General features: G+C 47.8%; 14 protein-coding genes and 1 pseudogene. 14 read left to right on the top strand and 1 reads right to left on the bottom strand.

Features of this window, described 5'->3' with window-relative positions; translation table 11 throughout:
• The first annotated feature begins 11 nt into the window (after positions 1 to 11).
• The 3 genes from ACVLR6_RS13155 (at position 12) to ACVLR6_RS13145 (ending at position 3,409) form a co-directional block, all read left to right on the top strand.
• A complete protein-coding gene (locus ACVLR6_RS13155) occupies positions 12 to 1,421 on the top strand; it encodes a UDP-N-acetylmuramoyl-tripeptide--D-alanyl-D-alanine ligase (RefSeq protein WP_455995407.1) in 1,410 nt (469 codons plus the stop codon).
• Entirely contained in the window at positions 1,422 to 2,540 is a 1,119-nt protein-coding gene (gene mraY / locus ACVLR6_RS13150) for a phospho-N-acetylmuramoyl-pentapeptide-transferase (RefSeq protein ID WP_005180530.1), read from the top strand.
• 65 nt (positions 2,541 to 2,605) lie between these two features.
• A complete protein-coding gene (locus ACVLR6_RS13145; RefSeq protein WP_016658442.1) occupies positions 2,606 to 3,409 on the top strand; it encodes a putative RNA methyltransferase in 804 nt (267 codons plus the stop codon).
• A 41-nt stretch (positions 3,410 to 3,450) separates the two neighbouring features.
• On the opposite strand, the gene ponA is transcribed toward ACVLR6_RS13145, so the two are convergent.
• Positions 3,451 to 6,027 carry a penicillin-binding protein PBP1a gene (gene ponA / locus ACVLR6_RS13140; RefSeq protein ID WP_455995406.1) on the bottom strand — a complete coding sequence of 859 codons (2,577 nt, stop codon included), beginning with the start codon at positions 6,025 to 6,027 and terminating at the stop codon, positions 3,451 to 3,453.
• A 171-nt stretch (positions 6,028 to 6,198) separates the two neighbouring features.
• Between ponA and ACVLR6_RS13135 the strand changes: the two genes are divergently transcribed.
• The 11 genes and pseudogenes from ACVLR6_RS13135 (at position 6,199) to ACVLR6_RS13085 (ending at position 21,397) form a co-directional block, all read left to right on the top strand.
• On the top strand, positions 6,199 to 7,257 hold the full coding sequence (locus tag ACVLR6_RS13135) for a pilus assembly protein PilM (protein ID WP_005180518.1): 1,059 nt from the start codon (positions 6,199 to 6,201) through the stop codon (positions 7,255 to 7,257).
• Positions 7,257 to 7,892 carry a PilN domain-containing protein gene (locus tag ACVLR6_RS13130; RefSeq protein ID WP_005180516.1) on the top strand — a complete coding sequence of 212 codons (636 nt, stop codon included), beginning with the start codon at positions 7,257 to 7,259 and terminating at the stop codon, positions 7,890 to 7,892. Before ACVLR6_RS13135 ends, ACVLR6_RS13130 begins: the two co-directional genes overlap by 1 nt.
• A complete protein-coding gene (locus ACVLR6_RS13125; protein ID WP_005180513.1) occupies positions 7,889 to 8,608 on the top strand; it encodes a type IV pilus inner membrane component PilO in 720 nt (239 codons plus the stop codon). Before ACVLR6_RS13130 ends, ACVLR6_RS13125 begins: the two co-directional genes overlap by 4 nt.
• On the top strand, positions 8,608 to 9,135 hold the full coding sequence (locus ACVLR6_RS13120; RefSeq protein ID WP_045795346.1) for a pilus assembly protein PilP: 528 nt from the start codon (positions 8,608 to 8,610) through the stop codon (positions 9,133 to 9,135). The genes ACVLR6_RS13125 and ACVLR6_RS13120 overlap by 1 nt, the downstream gene beginning before the upstream one ends.
• Positions 9,136 to 9,195: 60 nt before the next feature.
• Positions 9,196 to 11,334, top strand: coding sequence for a type IV pilus secretin PilQ (locus ACVLR6_RS13115; RefSeq protein WP_286409158.1), 2,139 nt, complete (start codon positions 9,196 to 9,198; stop codon positions 11,332 to 11,334).
• 36 nt (positions 11,335 to 11,370) lie between these two features.
• Positions 11,371 to 11,913: a shikimate kinase AroK gene (aroK, locus tag ACVLR6_RS13110; RefSeq protein ID WP_104487954.1), complete on the top strand. Its 543-nt coding sequence runs from the start codon at positions 11,371 to 11,373 to the stop codon at positions 11,911 to 11,913.
• A gap of 22 nt (positions 11,914 to 11,935) precedes the next feature.
• Positions 11,936 to 13,018 (top strand): 3-dehydroquinate synthase, encoded by a 1,083-nt coding sequence (gene aroB, locus ACVLR6_RS13105; RefSeq protein WP_075167859.1) that lies wholly within the window; start codon positions 11,936 to 11,938, stop codon positions 13,016 to 13,018.
• 12 nt (positions 13,019 to 13,030) lie between these two features.
• Positions 13,031 to 13,867 carry a hypothetical protein gene (locus ACVLR6_RS13100; RefSeq protein ID WP_104492383.1) on the top strand — a complete coding sequence of 279 codons (837 nt, stop codon included), beginning with the start codon at positions 13,031 to 13,033 and terminating at the stop codon, positions 13,865 to 13,867.
• A gap of 438 nt (positions 13,868 to 14,305) precedes the next feature.
• Complete coding sequence (gene gltB / locus ACVLR6_RS13095) at positions 14,306 to 18,781, top strand: glutamate synthase large subunit (RefSeq protein ID WP_455995403.1); 4,476 nt, start codon at positions 14,306 to 14,308, stop codon at positions 18,779 to 18,781.
• A gap of 72 nt (positions 18,782 to 18,853) precedes the next feature.
• Complete coding sequence (locus ACVLR6_RS13090; protein ID WP_419364046.1) at positions 18,854 to 20,275, top strand: FAD-dependent oxidoreductase; 1,422 nt, start codon at positions 18,854 to 18,856, stop codon at positions 20,273 to 20,275.
• A 240-nt stretch (positions 20,276 to 20,515) separates the two neighbouring features.
• Positions 20,516 to 21,397 (top strand): annotated as a pseudogene (locus tag ACVLR6_RS13085) (metal-dependent hydrolase).
• Positions 21,398 to 21,426 lie beyond the last annotated feature (29 nt).

Below are 21,426 nucleotides of genomic sequence, written 5' to 3'. Positions count from 1 at the left end.
CAGGAATTTTTATGCATACTTCAACCACCAGTACTGCGGTCCTAACGCCGTGGAGCGCAGCGCAGTTACAACAGGCTACCCAGGGTTATTGGCTGAATGGTCGTACGCCAAGCACTGAAATTAAACGTATTTTAACCGACTCCCGTCATGCCGAAGCCGGCGATGCTTTTCTAGCACTGAAAGGTGAGCGTTTTGATGCCCACGATTTTGTGGCACAGGTGGCAGCCAGCGGCTGTCAGGTGGCGCTTGTCAGCCAGCCGGTCGATGCCGATATTTTTCAGTTGGTGGTGCCGGATACCCGCTTGGCACTGGGTCATTTGGGTGCTTATCGTCGTGCTCAATATCCCGATCTGAAAGTAATTGCCTTGACCGGTAGCAGCGGTAAGACCACCACCAAGGAAATGCTGGGCAGTATTTTATCGCGTCTGGCGCCGACCTTAATTACCCGCGGTAACCTGAATAATGATTTAGGCGTACCGATGATGTTGCTGGAGCTGCGTCCGGAACATCAATATGCGGTGATGGAGCTTGGGGCCAGCCATCAGGGTGAAATTGATTACACTTCGCAGCTGGTACAGCCACAGGTAGCGGGGATCATTAATATCGGGACTGCACATCTGGGCGAGTTCGGTGGCCGTGACGGCATCTGCCGGGCCAAATCTGAAATTTATGCGCATATTGTGGCAGATGGATGTTCGATTGTACCGGCCGCAGATGATTTTGCTGACTCGATCCGTCAGGCGGTTCGCACTGAACAGTGCCTCAGCTTTGGTAATGGCGGTGATGTGTTTGCCACCGATATCGAGCTCCAACCCCAATCGGCCCGTTTCCAGTTGCATACCCCGCAAGGCGTGCGTGCAGTCGATTTACCATTTGCTGGTGAACATAATATCCAGAATGCCACAGCCGCAGCGGCATTTGCGCTGGCGATTGGCATTGGTCTGGATGATATTGTTGCCGGACTGGAACAGGCCCAAGGTGCCAAGGGTCGTCTGAATTTTATTCAGCACGGTGCGCATCTGTTGATTGATGATACCTATAATGCCAACCCGACCTCAATGCGGGCGGCCGGTGAAGTGCTGGCGCAGCAGGAGGGGATTCGGGTCATGGTCATCGGTGATATTGGCGAGCTGGGTGCATCGGCGGCAATTGAGCATTATAAGCTCGGCCGAGATTTGGTGTCGCTCAAAGGCCTGAACTTTGTGGTGGCGGTGGGCGAATTTGCCCCGGCCAGCCAGGAAGGGGCACGCAGTACCCAATACGGCAAAAAACTCCAGGCCTTTTTGAATCAGGAACAGGCCTTGCCATTTTTAATTAGTCTAGTCGAAACACATCAACCTCAGTCCATGAGTTTCCTGTTCAAAGGTTCTCGTTATACCCATATGGAAACGTTGATGACTGCATTGATGGAGAAACTTTAAATGCTGTTATGGTTGTTTGAACAGCTTGCGGGCTATCACAGCTCGTTTCAGGTGGTTCGTTATTTAACATTACGTTCATTGCTGAGTGTCCTGACAGCGCTCGGGATTGGTCTTTTGCTTGGACCAGTGATGATTCGTAAGTTACAGGCATTAAAATACGGTCAGGCAGTCAGCTCGTTTGCGCCAGAAGGGCATGCGAAAAAAATGGGTACCCCGACCATGGGCGGTGTGCTGATTTTACTGTCGATTGGGATTTCGACCCTGCTCTGGGCCGATCTTTCCAACCCCTATGTCTGGATTGTGCTGGCGGTTATGGTGATCTTCGGTGCGGTTGGCTGGGCCGATGACTGGATTAAAATCCGCTATAAAGACAATGCCGGACTACCGGCACGCAAGAAGTTCTTCTGGACTTCGGTGGCCTCTTTGGGCGCAGGTATTGCGCTGTACTATATTGCCACACAGCAGCCGAACCCGGCGCAAACCGCCGATATGCTGGATGTCTTAATTCCGTTCTTTAAAGATTTCAGCATTCCGTTATCCATGATTCCACTGGGTATTGGCTTTATTATTTTCACCTATCTGGTGATTAATGGTGCTTCCAATGCGGTGAACCTGACTGATGGTCTGGATGGTCTGGCGATCATGCCAATTGTACTGGTTGCGGCCGGTTTAGGTGTATTTGCCTATCTGGCCGGTGATGTGCGCTTTGCCGATTATCTGCATATTCCTTATGTCAAATACGCCTCTGAACTGGTGGTGATCTGTGCCGCCATGATTGGTGCCGGTCTGGCCTTCCTCTGGTACAACGCGCATCCGGCGCAAGTCTTTATGGGTGATGTCGGCGCTTTATCGTTAGGCGCGATGCTCGGCACAATTGCGGTGATGGTGCGTCAGGAAATCGTTTTTGCGATTATGGGTGGCGTGTTTGTGGTTGAGGCGATTTCGGTCTTCCTGCAAATTGGCTCACTGCGGATGCGCAATAAACGCGTGTTCTTAATGGCACCGCTGCATCATCACTATGAAAAGAAAGGCTGGCGTGAAACCCAGGTGGTGATTCGTTTCTGGATTATTACAATTATGCTGGTGGTTTTAGGCTTAATGACCTTAAAATTGCGCTAAGCAAATTGAACTGAAAAGTCGGCGCTTGCCGGCTTTTTTTATGGCAGCAAGCTTGGGAGAAAAACATGAACCTGCTGATGTGTCCTGTCTGTCGTCAGCCCTTAAGCCTGACCGACCGAACATGGCGCTGTGACAACAAGCACAGTTATGATGTGGCCAAACAGGGCTATGTCAATTTGCATGTAGTGCAACATAAGCACAGTAAAAATCCGGGTGATACCCCGGAGTCTGTACAGGCGCGCCGGGCATTTTTAAGTGCAGGACACTATGCGCCGCTGCAGCAGGCTGTGGTAGAGAAAATTCGCAGCCTGCGTATTGAAAACCTGCTTGATATTGGCTGTGGGGAAGGCTATTACACCAACGCCATGCAGGCTGAAGTGCTGCAATGCGTGGGCGTCGATATTGCCAAAAATGCAGTGCAAGTGGCCGCCAAGCTGAATAAAGACGTGACCTGGGTGGTTGGAACCGGTGCAACTTTACCGGTTTTGGATAAATCAATTGATCTGTGTACCAGTCTATTTAGCCCGATTCCAAAAGCGGAAATTCTGCGGGTGCTGAAACCGGAAGCTTATCTGATGGTGGTAACCCCGGGACCGCAGCATCTGTTTGCGATGCGCGAAGCCTTGTTTGAAGAAGTTAAAGTGCATGAACCACAGAAGTTTGTGGAACAGCTAAAAGATGTGTTTGAGTTGGTCAGTGAAGATGTTGTTGATGCAGCAATGTGCTTAAATCAGAGCGATTTAAAACATCTGATTGCGATGACGCCATATGCCTATAAGGCCAAACCGGAACGCCGTCAGGCGCTGGAGCAGCAGGATCAGTTCCCGCTGAATGCGCAATACCAGATATATCTGTTTCAGAAAAAGTAAGTCCTAAAAAAGCCCTTAACTGAGGGCTTTTTGTTGTGCGTTTATAAGACTTCATCAATCAGGTTTTCAATCGCATCAGGGCGAGAATTCTGCTGCTGATTTTGCGCTGGTTGTTGCGGCTGTGCCGGTTGCTGTGGCTGAGGCTGCATTGGTGGTGGAGTCGCCTCATCCGGAATCAGGATTTCCTCACCCGGCAAATCATCAAAATCATGCTGCGGTGCAGGCGCGACCGGTGCCGGCGCAGGACGATACAGCGGACGGGCCAATGGCGGTGATGAACGATAGCGCTGCTGCAACTCCTGGTCCATGCTGTCATTGCTGGCACTATCGCGGCTTAGCTGGTTGCCTTTACGGTCCAGACTGACCCAGGCTTCCGGTGTACCTTGCAGGGCTTTACCCATAAACTCGGTCCAGATCGGCAGGGCTGCGACACCGCCATATTCACGACGACCCAAAGTCGTTGGCTGGTCAAAACCGACCCAGGAAATGGTCACCAGTTTACCATTAAAGCCGGCGAACCAGGCATCTTTGGCATCGTTGGTGGTTCCGGTTTTTCCACCAATATCATTACGGCCAATACGCAGGGCAGCGCGTCCGGTACCGTACTGAATCACATCACGTAGAATATTGGCCATATCATAGGCCGAGCTGGATTTTAAAATACGCTGTGCCTGACGATACTGGCTGCGTTCAATCTTGTTGGCTGGCGCTGCATCTGCAGTTTGGATTGACTGATTGGTGAGTTCAATCACTTCATCATCTGGCGTTTTTACTTCAGCTGTTTCAGGATTTTTTTCATCTTCACTGATACAGGCAATGCAGGCATATTCAGGATTGGCCTGATAGATGGTTTTGCCATACGCATCTTCAATACGCTGAATAAAATGCGGTTGTACCCGATAACCGCCATTGGCAAAGGTGGCATAGCCGGTGGCCATTTGCACCGGCAGCACCTGTGGCGTACCTAAGGCGATGGTGTAGTTACGCGGAATCTGGTCTTCCTGCAAGCCAAAATCCATAAATAGTTGGCGGGTACGGTCCAGACCGACGGTTTGAAGTAAGCGGACTGAAACGGTATTTCGAGATAAATACAGCGCACGGCGTAAAGGAATCATGCCCAGATAACGGCCATCCGAGTTACGTGGTGACCATTTGCCAATGGTAATTGGCGCATCATTCACCATGGTATGCGGTGTCATGCCGCGTTCCAGCGCCATCGCATAAACAAAGGGTTTGATAATTGAGCCTGGCTGGCGCCAGCCTTGCAAGGCACGGTTAAAGGTCGATTGATAAAAGTTATAACCGCCGACAATGGCTTCAATCGCGCCATTGTTTGGGTTAATTGCAATCAGCTGCCCCTGAACTTTGGGAACTTGCACCAGTGACCAGGAACTTTTGTTCTGGTTGGGGCGTAAACGGACAATATCGTTAACTTTGACAATTTGAGCTGCCCGGTTTGGTGCTGCGCCAACACTATTGGCATTGCGATAGGGACGCGCCCAGGACATGCCAGACCACGGGACAGTGACGGTAGAACCATCCTGCATCAGAGCTTCAAAAGAATTGTTCAGGACTTTGGTGACTTGTGCGGGATAGGTGTTGGCAAAGGCACGAAAGTCACTCAGTGGCTGGTCATGCGCTTCGGCACCGCGCCAGCCATGACGGCGGTCATATGCTTCTAGACCATTTTGCACCGCCTGTTCGGCATAAGCCTGACGTTTACTGTCAATGGTGGTGTAAACCTTATAACCAGAATCAACCGCCTGCTTGCCGAATTTCTTGACCAGTTCAGCTCGGACCATTTCCCCAACATAGGGGTGAATATTACTGATACTGCGATCCGGCATATCCAGGTTAATTGGCTCGGCAATCCCAGCCTGATATTCATTCTGGTTGATATAACCGAGTTGCAGCATCCGGCCCAGAATCCAGTTGCGACGTTCTAAGGCACGTTCCGGATTGACCACTGGATTGTAACGTGATGGCGCTTTTGGCAGACCAGCAATCATCGCCATTTGCGCAATACTCAGTTCTTCCAAGCTTTTGTTATAGTAAATTTTGGCTGCTGCCGCGATCCCGTAAGCATTTTTACCGAGAAAGATTTTATTGACATACAGGGTCAGAATTTCTTCTTTGGACAGGTTCTGTTCAATTTTTCGGGCTAGAAAAATTTCAGTCAGTTTGCGTCTTAAAGTGCGTTCCGGGCTTAAATAATAGTTCTTGGCCACCTGCATGGTAATGGTCGAGCCACCGGTTTGCACATTAGAACCGGTCACCGCTTCACTCACCGCACGGCCTAGGCCTTTAAAGCTGATGCCGCTATGTTCGAAAAAGGCCGAATCTTCAGCCGCTAAAAAGGCATAGATAAACTTTTCGGGAATCTGGTTGTACTCGACAGGTACAGAAAGTTTGCCACCATACTCTGCAATTAACTGATTATCCGTGCTATAAACTTGTAAAGGCTTCAAAAGAGGCGCTTTTTTTAGAGTGGTCATTTCCGGCAAAGATGGGGCAATATAGAGATACATGCCATAAAAACCCATCGGAATGGAAACTAACACAATAATTATGAGCAAAAAAAATGGATGAACACGGCCCGAACAAGATAGCTTTTTCATAACAAGTAAGTTTTAATAAGAGCTAATGGCAAACTAATTGCTGGTCAGTATAGCCTTTACCCATACGGATTGTTAGATGAGTTATTGTATCCGTACAAAAATATAGACCACAAAGCAACTTAGTGAATGGCATTTTTTTTGGGGATAAAAAAATAATAGGAAAAACTTATTGTGCGCAGGTTATATCGTAAACCGAGTAAGGGGTTAATAGGTGTAGATATTAGTTCTACTTCTGTTAAGTTATTGGAGCTCTCTGTAAAGAATGATCGTTACTGGGTGGAAAGTTACGCCTTGGTACCGCTCCCAGAGGGCAGTGTGGTTGAGAAAAATATTCTGAATCCTGAAGCTGTAGGGGATGCGCTCGAGCGTGCCTTTAATTTGGCCAATACACCGACAACAGCTGCCGCTTTAGCGATTCCAACCTCAATGGTAATTAGCAAGACCATTGAGATGGATGCCGATATGACGGATGACGAACGTGAAGTTCAAATCCGGATGGATGCAGAGCAATATATTCCTTTCCCATTAGATGAAGTTAGCCTGGACTTTGAGGTGCTGCCTGATCGTCTGGCCAATCCAAACCGGGTCAATGTTTTGCTGGTGGCGACACGACTGGAAAATGTCGAGAGTCGCTGTGAAGCGATTGAACTGGCCGGTTTAACCCCAAAAGTGGCAGATGTCGAAAGCTTTGCCATTGAAAATGCCTTTAAAGTCTTCGCCGATACCTTGCCGATGGGGGTAAATACCATTGGTGTGTTAGACATTGGTCATACTATGACCACGCTGTCGGTACTCAAAGACAATAAAATTATCTATACCCGCGAGCAGGTCTTTGGTGGCAAGCAGCTGACCCAGGAAATCCAGAACCGTTATGGTCTGTCCTTTGAAGAAGCCGGCCGCGCCAAGAAAAGCCGTACCTTGCCAGATGATTATGATGTTGAAGTGTTGGAGCCATTCCTTGAGGCGGTGGTGCAGCAGGCGGCACGTTCGCTGCAGTTCTTCTTCTCCTCATCGCAGTTTAATGAAATTGACCATATTCTGCTGGCCGGTGGGAATGCCAATATTCCAGGCCTGGCCAAGCTACTACAGCAAAAACTGGGTTACCGCGTCACCATTGCCAATCCGTTTTTACAGATGGGTTTCTCCTCCAAAATTGATATTAAAAGAATTGAAAGCGATGCCTCTTCATTGATGGTGGCATGTGGCTTGGCATTGAGGAGTTTTGATTAATGGCAAAAATTAACTTACTCCCTTGGCGTGATGAGCTAAGAGAAAAACGAAAAAAAGAATTTATTGCGGTTTGTATTGGGGCTGCATTAATTGGGGTGCTGGCCGTCACGCTGGCATGGTTCTATTACAACCATAAACTGCAGGATCAGGAACAGGCCAATCAGCTGGTGATCAGTACCAATCAGAATCTGGATGTACAGTTAAAGTCGCTGGAAGGTCTGCAAGAGCAGCGTAATGCCATTGTCGAGCGCATGAAGCTGATTCAGGGTCTGCAAAGTCAGCGTCCGGTCGCGGTACGTTTGGTCGATGAGCTGGTCCGCGTTACCCCAAGTAGCATGTATTTGACCAAAGTGGCCCGTATTGGCAATAAATTTACCTTTGAAGGCAAGGCCGAAAGTCCAAACACGGTAGCAGAGTTCCTGCGTAATCTGGAAGCATCGCCATGGTATCGTAACGCCTTCATGAATTCTTTCTTGGCCGTTGAAGAAAATAAAAACAAGGCACCAAGTTCGGTTGTTCCACGGGTAGAAGAAAGCTATGGCAGCTTCGTGGTAACGGCAGATTTGGATGAAATTGCACTTCCAGGCACAGCACCTGCGTCTGGTACTCAAGCAACAGCGGGGGCAGTACAATGAGTCTCGATCAATATGAAGAAATGAATCAGGATCCTGTTGCTGCGCCAAAGAAAAAAATGACGCTGGATAAATTCCTGCAGCAATGGAATACCTTAGATCCGAATAACTATGGCAGCTGGCCGTTTTCCGTCAAGCTGACCATCTGGATCTTTATCATTATTTTAATTGCCTTCCTGGGCTATTTCCTGGCCATCAAGCCGAAGCTGGATGCAATTTCCAATGCGCGTGCACAAGAGCAGAACCTGCTGAATGAGTTTCGTGAAAAAGATTCCAAACTGCGTAACTTGCAGCAATATCAGGCGCAGTTACAGGAAATGGAAGCCAACTTTAACCAGCAGCTACAACAGTTGCCAAAAGAAACCGAAATTCCAGGTCTGGTTGAAGATGTCAACGTTACGGGCGTGAATTCAGGCTTAAGATTTAAAAATATCCGTCTGGAAAATGAAATCAAGCAAGAGTTCTTTATCGAGCAGCCAATTTCGATTGAAGCCACCGGTGATTATCATGCTTTTGGTTCTTTTGTGAGCGGTACAGCCGCTTTACCGCGAATTGTGACCATGCATGATTTCACTATTACTGCCGGTGAAAACAAGGAAAAGAAAACCGATATTCCACAAATTACCTATGTCGCGAAAGCCAAGACCTATCGCTATGTCGGGAATACCGATGCACAGGCAGGGAATAGTACGACTCCAGCCACAGGAGCAGCACAATGATGAAATTTGAAAAACTTTCGTTGGTTCTGGTGTTGGGCCTACTGGCTGCAGGCTGTGATTCACGTATTGATGCCGTGAATGCACAAATGGCAGAAATCCGTAATCAGCCGCCGTTGCCGATTGAGCCGGCACCGACTTTTGAGCCGGCACCTGTATTTAACTATGCAGCGCATCAGCTGAAAAGCCCGTTTATGCCAAGTTCTCTGGCGGCCGAGCTGAAAATTATGGCGGGTAAACGGGTTTATCCAAACCTGTCGCGCCAGTTGCAGCCTTTAGAAAGCTATGCACTGGAAACTTTAAGTATGAAAGGTAGCATGCGCGGGCAACGCGGCGAGATTCTGGCCCTGATTCAAACTCCAGATGGGGAAATTGAACGGATTCAGCGCGGCAGCTATATGGGCTTGAATCATGGTCGGGTCATCAATATTACGCCGACACAAATTGACTTAATTGAGATTATTCCAGATGGTCGCGAAGGGTATGTTGAACGTCCAAGAAGTCTAGTACTGATTGGGCCGGCGCCATAAATTAAAGGAATAAAAATGAATAATACTGTGAAAGATTTTATTTTTGGGGATGGCATTACAATGAACAATTTGTTCCGTCAGTTTTCAATGGGCGCTGTTGCGATGGCCGTCATGCAAGTGGCCAATGCGCAGGTCAGCATTACCAATATTGTACCAATGCAAATTCCAGGACAAGGTACTGAAATTCGTGTCATGTTCAATGGCTTGCCACCTCAGCCTGCAGCCTATCAGCTTGAGCAGCCATCACGTTTGGTGCTGGATTTTGATAAAGCCCAGCAGAGCTTAAAACAGGCCAGCATTCCGGTTGCGACCCGGGAAGCCAGCTCGGTTGATGTCAGTTCCGATGCCCAGCGTGCACGTTTAACGGTTAATCTGGCTGAAGCGGGTGCTTTTACTACCCGTGTCGAAGGTAATACTTTTATTCTTAAAATTAACAGCACTCAGGCAGCCGCAACACCAGTAGCTGTACAGCAGACGGCTCAAGGCATATCGAATATCGGCTTTCAGCGTGGTGCAGAAGGGGAAGGTCAGGTGGTAATTGACCTGGCAGGCAGCAATACCCCGGTCGATGTACAACAGCAAGGCAGTAAAATTATTGTCCGTACCTTGGGTAATAAAATTCCTGCACATCTGGCACGCCGTTTAAACGTCAATGATTTTGCTACGCCGGTATCTACCATTGATGCACAAAATGATGGCGGTAATGGGGTAATTACCATTCAGTCTGCGGGAAGCTATGAATATATGGCGTACCAGGCAGAAAATAAACTGACCATCAGTCTGAAACGTCCGGTAGATAAGAACCCGTTCAAACCGCGTGCAGCACAAAGCTATACCGGCAAAAAGATTTCTTTAGATTTTCAGGATATTGAAGTGCGTCGTGTGCTGCAGTTACTGGCTGATTTTACCGGAATTAACATGGTTGCCGCCGATACGGTACAAGGCAATATCACCTTACGTCTCAAAGATGTGCCGTGGGATCAGGCACTAGATATTATTTTAAAAACCAAAAATCTGGATAAACGCCGCAATGGTAATGTGATCTGGATTGCACCCGTCGCAGAGCTGATCAAGGCCGAAGAAGAAGAAGCCAAAGCGATTGCACAAAGTATTAAACTGGCACCGCTGCAAACCGAATATATCCAATTGAATTATGCCAAGGCTGCTGATATCGAGAAACTGATTACTGATGGTAAAAACGCATCCAATTCTCGAGGCGGCACAAATTCGGGTTCTGGGGCAGATCCACTTGGTGATAGCGTCGGTAGTCTGCTCAGCCCACGTGGTACGGTGTCGGTTGATCCACGAACCAACACCCTGATTATTAATGATACTGCACAAAAAATTGACCAGATTCGCGGCATGATTGACTTGCTGGATGTATCGGTGAAACAGGTGATGATTGAAGCGCGTATTGTGCGTGCCACCACTGACTTCACCAAAGAGATGGGGGTCAAGTGGGGCATCCTGTCACAAGGGATCATGAATAATAACCATCTTCTGGTCGGTGGTAGTGATACCACACTGTGGAATTTACGTGAGCCGGAATTTGACGATGAGCGTGGTGGTTATACCTATGAAATTGAACGTCCACAAAACTTGAATGTCGATTTGGGGGTCACCAGCCCAGGTGCGAGCCGGATTGCTTTTGGTCTTATCAGCCTATCTGACTTTATGCTGGATTTAGAACTGTCTGCCCTACAAGCTGATGGTTATGGTGAAGTGATTTCGACACCGAAAGTACTGACTGCTGATAAGCAACAGGCCAAAGTGGCTTCAGGTACGCAGATTCCGTATCAGTCTGCTGAAGGAGGCGGTGTCAATGCGGTATCCACTACAGAGTTTATTGATGCAACTTTAAGTCTGGATGTTACGCCAAGCATTACCCCGGATGGTAAAGTGCAGATGAACCTGAATATCACCAGTGATAGTCCGGGAGCACCAACGCCGACCGGTCAGCTGACGATTAACAAAAACTCGATCAATACCAATGTACTGGTCGATAATGGTGAAACCGTCGTACTCGGTGGTATTTTTGAGCAGCAGACAGCCAATCAGCAAACCAAAGTGCCATTCCTGGGGGATATTCCGTATTTAGGCCGTTTATTCCGTAAAGATATTAAATCGGACAATAAACGTGAGTTGCTGATTTTTGTGACACCACGAATTGTTAATGACAGTGTTTCAAGAAATCATTAATATATTTTCAATTTAACAAAATAAATAGGTGACTCCTTGCCAAGCAAAGAGTTTAACGCCCTGCCAAATATCTATTTGGTGGGGCCGATGGGGGCCGGAAAAACCACGGTAGGGCGACATTTGGCAGAGCTGCTCGGACGCGAGTTCCTGGACAGCGATCATGAAATCGAGCGTCGTACCGGGGCCACCATTCCCTGGATTTTTGAAAAAGAAGGGGAAAGCGGTTTCCGTAGCCGTGAAACCACCGTCATTGACGAGCTGACCTCTCGTACTCAACTGGTTCTTGCCACCGGCGGTGGTGCAGTCACCCAGGCCCCAAACCGTGAATTCCTCAAACAGCGTGGTATTGTGGTGTATCTGTATACTCCGGTGGAAATCCAGTTGCAACGTACCTACCGCGATAAAAACCGTCCTCTCCTTCAAGTTGAAAATCCTGAACAGAAACTGAAAGATTTGCTTGCAGTACGCGATCCATTATATCGTGAGGTGGCGCATCATATTATTGAAACCAATCAGGGGGCAGCCCGTGATCTGGCGCAAAAAATCCTGAATGTGATCGTGGCGAAGAAATCAATTTAATTGAGTATAGTGTTTTAAAACCATGCAAACCTTATATGTTGAACTCGGCGATCGCCGTTACCCGATTTTTATTGGCAGTGATTTAAATCCGCAGACGTTACTGGAACCTTATATTCAAGGCAAGCAGGTCATGATTGTGAGCAACAGTACCGTAGCGCCTTTGTATTTAAAGCACTATCAAACTGCCATAGAAGCACTGGGTAAACAGGTGGCAACATGTATTTTGCCCGATGGTGAAAAATACAAGGATATTCAGCATCTCAATCTGATTTTTGATGCCCTGCTAGAGGCCGGGTTTAACCGCGATTGTACCGTGCTGGCACTCGGCGGCGGTGTGATTGGTGATATGGCCGGTTTTGCCTCAGCCTGTTTCCAGCGCGGCGTGTATTTTATTCAGGTACCGACCACCTTGCTGTCTCAGGTCGACTCCAGTGTGGGTGGGAAAACCGGGATTAACCATCCGCTAGGTAAAAACATGATTGGTGCCTTCCAGCAACCGCAAGTGGTGCTGGCCGATATGTCACAGCTAAAAACCTTGCCCGATCGTGAACTGTCTGCCGGTCTGGCCGAAGTGATTAAATATGCACTGCTGGGTGATATTGAGTTTCTGGACTGGCTAGAACAGCATATGGATGCCTTGGTGGCGCGTGATCCGGTTTTACTGGCAGAAGCGGTGTACCGTTCTTGCGCGCACAAAGCCCGTATTGTCGCCAATGATGAAAAAGAGCAGGGCGAACGCGCATTGCTGAATTTGGGTCATACCTTTGGTCATGCCATCGAGTCTTATCTCGGTTATGGCGAATGGCTGCATGGTGAAGCGGTTGCGACCGGCATGGTGATGGCTGCCGATTTATCGCATCGGATGGGCTGGATTTCTGCAGACGATGTTGAGCGTACAAAAAGAATCATTTCTCGTGCCCAATTGCCGATAGTATGTCCTAAAATTCCGTTGGATGATTTTCTCGGTTTTATGGCCCATGACAAAAAAGTGTTGAATGGCCAGTTGCGACTGGTATTAATGCAGCGTTTGGGACAGGCCATCATTACCCGGGAATTTGATCCGGAATTGATGAAACAGTCTATTCTTGCGCATCAGGCAGCATAAATAAGGGATCCCATGGCAGCAGCATCACAAAGCGTCAAACAACGTGTTCAGAATTCCATCTGGTTGGTGTGTGGTGCGCTGTGTCTGCTGCTGGCGATTATCTTCTGGGCCATTACCGATCGTGATGAGCTGGTTGAAGTCGAAAAAGCCCCGGAATCAGAAGTTGAATTACAGATTCAGCCGGCAAAAGTCGCGGCAACCGCGCATTTGGGTGCCCTGATCGACGAAGTCAAACCGCTGGAACAAACCAAGCGTTTAACCGCTTCCGGTTTGCATGAGCCTGAATTTCGCGGCACCAAATTTATCTCCGAGCAGCGTAAAAACCAGACCATTGAGCTGTTTCGCGTGAGTGAAGAAGATATTATCAAGGGCTTTCTGAAAAAACAGGCTGATCGCCAGAATTTTCTTTATATTCGCTTGAGTGGTGAAAACCGCGCCGAGCAATATGTGTTGCTGTATGGCAATTATAAAAATACCAGTCAGGCGCGAAGCGCTTTAGAACAGCTGGCGCTGCAATTGCCTGCATCGGTCAAACCGGTGGTAACCAGCTTTATGGACTATCTACCGTTTGTGAATGACCTGGGTGCAGAGGAAGTGGGCCTGAACAATAAACTTTATGAAGTGGCTTTAAAGCCGGCTGCGCTGCCGAAAATTGATGAAAGTCTGCTGGCTGCACCAAAACAGAGCGCAACCAGTCCGCAACGCTCCACCACAACCACCACCGTAACCCGCCGTGATCAGGACGGAAACGTAGTGGATGTGCAAAAATCACAAAGTGGTGTCGCTCCACCTGCACCAGCATCGAATAACACCACCACAGAACAAGAAATTAGCGATCCTTTCAATTAAACTGCCGTTCTAAAATAGCGCAGGCTGGTGTATAAAAATAAAGATATGCACAAAAACAGTGCGTATAAAATAAGCGAAACTTCCCTGAAAGCGCACCGCTCTCACTGAAACTTGCCCAAATTAAGTCATTTAAAAATAGCACAATAAAGTTGGCATCATTTTTGCATTATTGGTGCATCAATTGAGTTAATGTCCCTATTTTGGAGCAAGAAAGATTCAATGATTGTGCGAAATCGTCAAATGTTTATGCTTGATTTAAGTGCGTAAAGGCAGTCACGGTTTTCCTCAGCTTGTCATCTTGATCACTCAAGATCAGAGCCAGGAGAAATGAACTTGCTCAACATGGATCTTAAGCTAAGTCAGTCGGACCAGGTCGCAAAAGAAAGTAGATTGTTAATGCCCAGCAAGGGCGCGTTGAAAGAAGGGTACGCTATGCACATGCCATCGCCTAATACTGTAGCTCCCGCTCAAGGTTTATACCAACCGGATGAGTTTAAAGATAACTGTGGTTTCGGTTTAATCGCCCATATGCAGGGTGATGCAAGCCATGATCTCGTCAAGACCGCCATTCATAGTTTGAGTTGTATGACCCACCGTGGTGGTATTGCCGCAGATGGCAAGACGGGCGATGGTTGCGGTCTATTGCTTGCCATGCCAAAGCAGTTCTTCCGTGAAGAAGCCAAACGCTTAAGTGACATTACCTTAAGTGAAGTGTTTGCTGTGGGCACCATTTTCCTGAGCCTCGATCCGGCCTTAGCTGCGCATGCCAAACAGACATTGACCAAAGAAATTGAAGCAGAAGGCTGTAAAGTCATTGCCTGGCGTGTAGTGCCAACCAATAACGATGCCTTAGGCTCAATTGCCATGCAGTCTTTGCCTGCCTTTGAACAGGTCATCGTGAACTGCCCGATTGGCGTGACTGAAGTTGAATTTAACCGTAAATTATTTTTGGCGCGTCGCCGTGCCGAGCAGCAACTCAGCAATGATCCGTATTTCTATGTGACCACTTTATGTTCAACTGTGATCAGCTATAAAGGTCTGATGATGCCAGCTGCGATTGCTGACTTCTATACCGACCTGGCTGATGAGCGTTTAGCGTCTCATATCGTGGTGTTCCACCAGCGTTTCTCGACCAATACCTTGCCACGCTGGCCGCTGGCGCAGCCGTTCCGTTATCTGGCGCACAATGGTGAAATCAACACCATTACGGCAAACCGTAACTGGGCGCTGGCGCGTACCCCTAAATTTGAAAACCCGTTATTGCCGGGCTTAACCGAGCTGAATCCAATTGTGAACCGTACCGGTTCAGATTCATCCAGCCTGGACAATATGCTGGAAATTCTGGTGGGTGGCGGTATGGATCTGTTCCGTGCGCTGCGTATGCTGGTACCACCAGCCTGGCAAAACGTGGAAACCCTGGATGCAGACCTGCGTGCCTTCTATGAATTTAACTCGAAACACATGGAAGCCTGGGATGGTCCGGCAGGTCTGGTGATTCAAGATGGTCGTCATGCCATCTGTATGTTAGACCGTAACGGTCTACGTCCGGCACGCTGGGTCATCACCAAAAATGGTTACATTACGCTGGCTTCTGAAATTGGGGTTTGGGGTTATGAACCGGAAGATGTGGTGTCGAAAGGCCGTGTCGGTCCGGGCCAGATTCTGGTGGTTGATACCATGACCGGTAAAGTGCTGGACACCAGTGATGTGAACCAGCATCTGAAAAAAATGCGTCCTTACCGTGAATGGTTACGTGAAAATTCAATTCGCGTTCAAGGCAGCCCGGAATTAGAAGAATATTTATGTGATCAGGGCTTAAAAGGCGATGGCCTGAAAGCGGCACAGAAAATGTTTATGGTCACTTTTGAAGAGCGTGACCAGTTGCTGCGTCCAATTGCAGAAAGCGGTCAGGAAGCGGTCGGCTCGATGGGCGATGATACCCCAATGGCCGTCTTGTCACGTCAGGTGCGCCATGTATCGGATTATTTCCGTCAGCAGTTTGCGCAGGTCACCAACCCACCAATCGACCCGTTACGTGAATCGATTGTGATGTCACTGGAAACCTGTCTGGGCCGTGAGCAAAACGTATTTGAACAGGGGCCGGAACATGCTGATCGTCTGATCATTTCCAGCCCGGTGCTGTCAAACTCGAAAATGCACCAGATTCGTACTTTAGGACGTAAAGGCTATGAAATTGCCGATATCGACCTGAACTATGCTGAAACAGAAGGTCTGGAGGCAGCAATCACGCGTATTTGCGAGCAGTCTGCGCAAGCGATTCGTGATGGCAAAACCTTGCTGGTACTTTCCGACAAGAAAATCCGTGAAGGCTATCTGCCGGCCAATGCGGTGATGGTGACTGGTGCGGTGCATCACCACCTGATTAATACTGGTTTACGTACTGATGCGAACCTGATTGTTGAAACCGGTTTCGCCCGTGATCCACATCAATTTGCCGTTCTGCTTGGCTTTGGTGCGACAGCAATTTATCCATACCTGGCATATGACGTGATCAATGATCTGGTGGCTAAAGGTGAATTGCTGGGTGATCCGGTCTATGCACAAAATAATTTCCGTAAGGGGATTGAAAAAGGCCTGCTGAAAGTCCTGTCTAAGATGGGTATTTCAACTGTGGCTTCTTACCGTGGCGGTCAGCTGTTTGAAGCAGTCGGTTTATCCAATGAAGTTGTGAATAAATGCTTCGTAGGTGTTCCGAGCCGTATTCAGGGTGCAACTTTTGCTGATCTTGAAAATGACCAGAAACAACTGGCAGATTTGGCATGGAAAAACCGTAAGCCAATCGATCAGGGCGGTATGCTGAAATTCGTCTTCGGCAAGGAATACCATGCGTTTAACCCGGACGTGATTAACTCACTGCATAAAGCAGTACGTTCTGGTAATTATGCTGACTTTAAAGAATATGCAGAACTGGTAAATAACCGTCCGATTGCAACCATCCGTGATTTATTCAAGCTGAAAACTGACAACTCAATTCCAGTGGATCAGGTTGAGTCTGTAGAAGATATCCTGCCTCGTTTTGACTCCGCGGGTATGTCTTTGGGTGCACTATCTCCTGAAGCACATGAAGCGATTGCGATTGCCATGAACACTATCGGTGGTCGTTCTAACTCTGGTGAGGGCGGTGAAGATCCAGCGCGTTATGGCACCATTCGCAACTCGAAAATTAAACAGATTGCATCCGGACGTTTTGGTGTAACCCCAGCGTACTTAACTTCAGCAGAAGTGTTACAGATTAAAGTGGCTCAAGGCGCGAAACCGGGTGAAGGTGGTCAGTTACCTGGTGGTAAAGTGAATGGCTTGATTGCGCGTTTACGTTATTCAGTTCCGGGTGTTACTCTGATTTCACCACCACCACACCATGATATCTATTCAATCGAAGATTTATCTCAGTTGATCTTTGACTTGAAACAAGTTAATCCACAGGCAATGGTATCGGTGAAACTTGTTTCTGAGCCAGGTGTCGGTACGATTGCGGCCGGTGTTGCGAAAGCTTATGCCGATTTCATTACCATTTCTGGTTATGATGGCGGTACAGCGGCTTCGCCACTTTCTTCTATTCACCATGCCGGTTCTCCGTGGGAGCTCGGTCTGTCTGAAGCACATCAGGCACTGCGTGTGAATGACCTGCGTGGTAAAGTTCGCGTACAAACCGATGGTGGTTTAAAAACCGGTCTGGACGTGGTGAAAGCGGCCATCCTCGGTGCTGAAAGCTTCGGTTTTGGTTCTACCCCAATGATTGCTTTAGGTTGTAAATACCTGCGCATCTGTCACCTGAACAACTGTGCGACCGGTGTAGCGACGCAGCAGGATCACTTGCGTCAGGAACACTATATTGGTGAGCCGCAAATGCTGATCAACTTCTTCACTTTCATTGCTGAAGAAACACGTGAATGGTTGGCGGCACTTGGCGTATCTAGCCTGAAAGACCTGATTGGTCGTACAGATTTGCTGGAAATCCTGCCAGGTGAAACTGACAAACATGCTCACCTTGACCTGAGCAAACTGCTAGAGTCACATCCAGCAGCAGAAGGTAAAGCACAGTACTGTGAAGTACAGGGTAATGAACCATTCGATAAAGGTATTTTGGCTGAGAAAATGGTAGAGGAAATTCTGCCAGCAATCGAAGCAGGTACAGGCGGTGAATACAGCTTTACCGTAGGTAACTGTGACCGTTCAATTGGTGCACGTCTGTCAGGTGAAATTGCCAAACGTTATGGCAACCTGAGTATGGAAGCACATCCGGTTAAAGTAAATCTAACTGGTACAGCGGGTCAGTCACTCGGTGTCTGGAATGCCGGTGGTCTGCATCTGAAACTGGAAGGTGATGCGAACGACTACGTGGGTAAAGGTATGGCAGGTGGCCGTATCTCGATTTTCCCACCGAAAGGTTCGCCATTCCAGACTCAAAATACTGCGATCATTGGTAATACCTGTCTGTATGGTGCGACTGGTGGTAAATTGTTTGCTGCGGGTACTGCAGGTGAGCGTTTTGCAGTTCGTAACTCAGGTGCCTTCGCCGTGATTGAAGGTGCAGGCGATCACTGCTGTGAATATATGACTGGCGGTATTGTGACCGTCCTAGGTAAAGTAGGCCATAACTTCGGTGCAGGTATGACCGGCGGTTTCGCTTATGTATTGGACCTGGACAATGATTTCGTAGATCATTACAACCATGAGTTGATTGAACTGAACCGTATCTCAACTGAAGCGATGGAAGAACATCAGACCTTCTTGCTTCGCATTTTAGATGAACATATTGCAGAAACAGGTAGTGCTTGGGCGTACAAGATCCGCCATGAGTTTGATTTCTATAGTCGTAAGTTCTGGCTGGTAAAACCAAAAGCAGCTAACTTATTGACCTTGTTGAAAACAACTCAAGCTGATCCACAATAATTCCACTACTGCAGATATAGGCAGACCTAAGGTAATGCGAATAAAGCCTTGGGTCTACCCACGGAGAGAGAGATGGCAGAGCGCCTAAATAATGACTTTCAATTCCTGGATGTCGCACGCCAAGATCCAGAGAAAAAAGAGATTGACGTCCGCAAAGCAGAATTTGTGGAAATTTATAAACCTTTCACAACAGAAGTGGCTGCAAATCAGTCACATCGTTGTCTAGGTTGTGGTAACCCGTACTGTGAATGGAAATGTCCGGTTCATAACTACATCCCAAACTGGTTGAAGTTACTTGCAGAAGGCCGTATTTTCCAGGCGGCAGAACTTTGTCACCAAACCAATACTTTGCCAGAAGTCTGTGGTCGTGTTTGTCCTCAAGACCGTCTGTGTGAAGGTGCTTGTACCTTAAATGATGGCTTTGGTGCAGTCACCATTGGTAATGCTGAAAAATATATCAATGACACCGCTTTCGCTTTAGGCTGGCGTCCAGATATGTCTTATGTGAAATGGACTGACAAGAAAGTTGCCATCATTGGTGCGGGTCCTGCCGGTCTAGGTTGTGCTGATATTCTGGTACGTAATGGTGTTAAGCCAGTTGTATTTGATAAACGTCCTGAAATTGGTGGTCTGCTGACTTTCGGTATCCCAGAATTCAAGATGGAAAAAGACGTCATGAAACGCCGTCGTGAAATCTTCACCGGTATGGGTGTTGAATTCCGTCTGAATACTGAAATTGGTACCGATGTCACCATCGACCAGTTACTCGCTGACTACGATGCTGTCTTTATGGGTATGGGAACATACACTTATATGAAAGGTGGCTTTGCTGGTGAAGATCTGGATGGTGTGTATGATGCACTGGATTTCCTGATTGCTAACGTGAACCGTTGCCAGGGCTGGGAAAAAGATCCATCCGAATACATCAGCGTTGAAGGCAAAAAAGTGATTGTCTTGGGTGGGGGTGATACCGCGATGGACTGTAACCGTACTTCGATTCGCCAAGGCGCTGAGTCAGTGGTTTGTGCTTACCGTCGTGATGAAGCGAATATGCCGGGTTCACGTCGTGAAGTAAAAAATGCACGTGAAGAAGGTGTGGAATTCCAGTTTAACCGTCAGCCTATCGAAATCGTGGGTGAAAATGGTAAAGTGACTGGCGTAAAAGTGGTAACCACTCAACTGGGTGAACCAGACAGCCGTGGCCGCCGTAGCCCGGAACCAATTCCAGGTTCAGAAGAAATTCTACCTGCAGATGCAGTATTACTGGCATTTGGTTTCCGTACCAGCCCAGCAGACTGGTTTACTGATGTAGAAATTAACTTGGATGGTTCAGGTCGCGTACTTGCAGCCGAGCAGCAGCAATATAAATTCCAGACTTCAAATCCAAAAATCTTTGCCGGTGGTGACATGGTCCGTGGTTCTGACCTGGTCGTGACTGCGATCTGGGAAGGTCGTCAGGCTGCAGAAGGCATTCTGGATTATCTGGATGTCTGATTCACGCTGAATTCATTCAAGAAGCCCGCTTTTAGAGCGGGTTTTTTAATCACTTTGGTTTTAGAATCGGTAGGTGAAGATGAAAAAGAGACAGGGGCTGCTAGCAAATTCGCTGTAAACACACTTTATGCAACAGGTCATTTTGAAGTTTTTTGCAAATTGAATCGGTCTTTTTGCCATAGGGGAAAAGTGATTTTGTTCACATACTGAGCTTCTCCAAAATAAAAAAGGTCAGTAACCATGACGCAAGTGACGGCAGAAAAATCCTATCTTCATCGTCCGAAAGCCATTGGGATCACGGTTCGCCGGCTCAAATTTAATCCTCATGCTATCCGCCGGCATTATTTTGCCAATTCGCCGGTGATGTCGCATCTGCTTACCGCCTTATCTTCCACTTTTCCCATCGGTGAGCAGTTTTTTGTACATAGCGTGCGTAATGTGCGCGATCAGGTTCAGGATCCGCAGTTACAGGCACAAATTGCTGCGTTTATTGGGCAAGAGGCAATGCATTCCAAAGCGCATCGTGAATTTAACAACGCCTGGCGCCGTGATGATTATCAGCTGGATCGTTTTCAGGCCTAGCTGGCGCGTAAAGATCATCATGTCAAAAGTCTGCCACCCAAAGTACAGTTGGCAATTACCTGTGCCTTTGAACATTTTACTGCGCTACTGAGCGGTTATATCCTGCGTCATCCGGAAGTGTTGAGTACGCTGGATGATGATGCAGCCAAGCTGTGGATCTGGCATGCGATTGAAGAAATTGAACATCGGGCGGTGGCATTTGAGGTATATCAGCATGTGTATGCCGATCATCGTCTGCGCCGTATGATTATGCGCAGTGTTACTGCCGGTTTTGCCAGTCTGACCTTTTATAGCACCTCACAGCTGTTTTTGCAGGACAAGAAAAACAGTATGCCGAAAATCGGCGGTAATCTGTTTGGTTTGTATTTGCTGGCGAAAATGCTGCTGCAGTTATTGCCGGAATATCTGTCTTATTACCGGAAAGATTTTCATCCGGCCAAAATCAATTACAGTCGCAGTCTTAGATACTGGAAGCAGCGCATGGCAACGCAGTATCAGGTTGAAAGTTTCCAGCAGCAACAGCCACAATTATTCAGTTAATTCAAACAGATGTTAAACCGCTAATTAAA

This window comes from Acinetobacter sp. T63, assembly GCF_053852345.1.
The sequence above is the reverse complement of the archived record's forward strand: the minus strand, read 5'-3'. Positions and strand labels throughout refer to the sequence as shown.

Coding starts and splice junctions, on each gene's coding strand:
- ACVLR6_RS13155 (WP_455995407.1), top strand. CDS start 12: ATGCATACTTCAACCACCAGTACTGCGGTCCTAACGCCGTGGAGCGCA.
- mraY (WP_005180530.1), top strand. CDS start 1,422: ATGCTGTTATGGTTGTTTGAACAGCTTGCGGGCTATCACAGCTCGTTT.
- ACVLR6_RS13145 (WP_016658442.1), top strand. CDS start 2,606: ATGAACCTGCTGATGTGTCCTGTCTGTCGTCAGCCCTTAAGCCTGACC.
- ponA (WP_455995406.1), bottom strand. CDS start 6,027: ATGAAAAAGCTATCTTGTTCGGGCCGTGTTCATCCATTTTTTTTGCTC.
- ACVLR6_RS13130 (WP_005180516.1), top strand. CDS start 7,257: ATGGCAAAAATTAACTTACTCCCTTGGCGTGATGAGCTAAGAGAAAAA.
- ACVLR6_RS13125 (WP_005180513.1), top strand. CDS start 7,889: ATGAGTCTCGATCAATATGAAGAAATGAATCAGGATCCTGTTGCTGCG.
- ACVLR6_RS13120 (WP_045795346.1), top strand. CDS start 8,608: ATGAAATTTGAAAAACTTTCGTTGGTTCTGGTGTTGGGCCTACTGGCT.
- ACVLR6_RS13115 (WP_286409158.1), top strand. CDS start 9,196: ATGAACAATTTGTTCCGTCAGTTTTCAATGGGCGCTGTTGCGATGGCC.
- aroB (WP_075167859.1), top strand. CDS start 11,936: ATGCAAACCTTATATGTTGAACTCGGCGATCGCCGTTACCCGATTTTT.
- ACVLR6_RS13100 (WP_104492383.1), top strand. CDS start 13,031: ATGGCAGCAGCATCACAAAGCGTCAAACAACGTGTTCAGAATTCCATC.
- gltB (WP_455995403.1), top strand. CDS start 14,306: ATGCCATCGCCTAATACTGTAGCTCCCGCTCAAGGTTTATACCAACCG.
- ACVLR6_RS13090 (WP_419364046.1), top strand. CDS start 18,854: ATGGCAGAGCGCCTAAATAATGACTTTCAATTCCTGGATGTCGCACGC.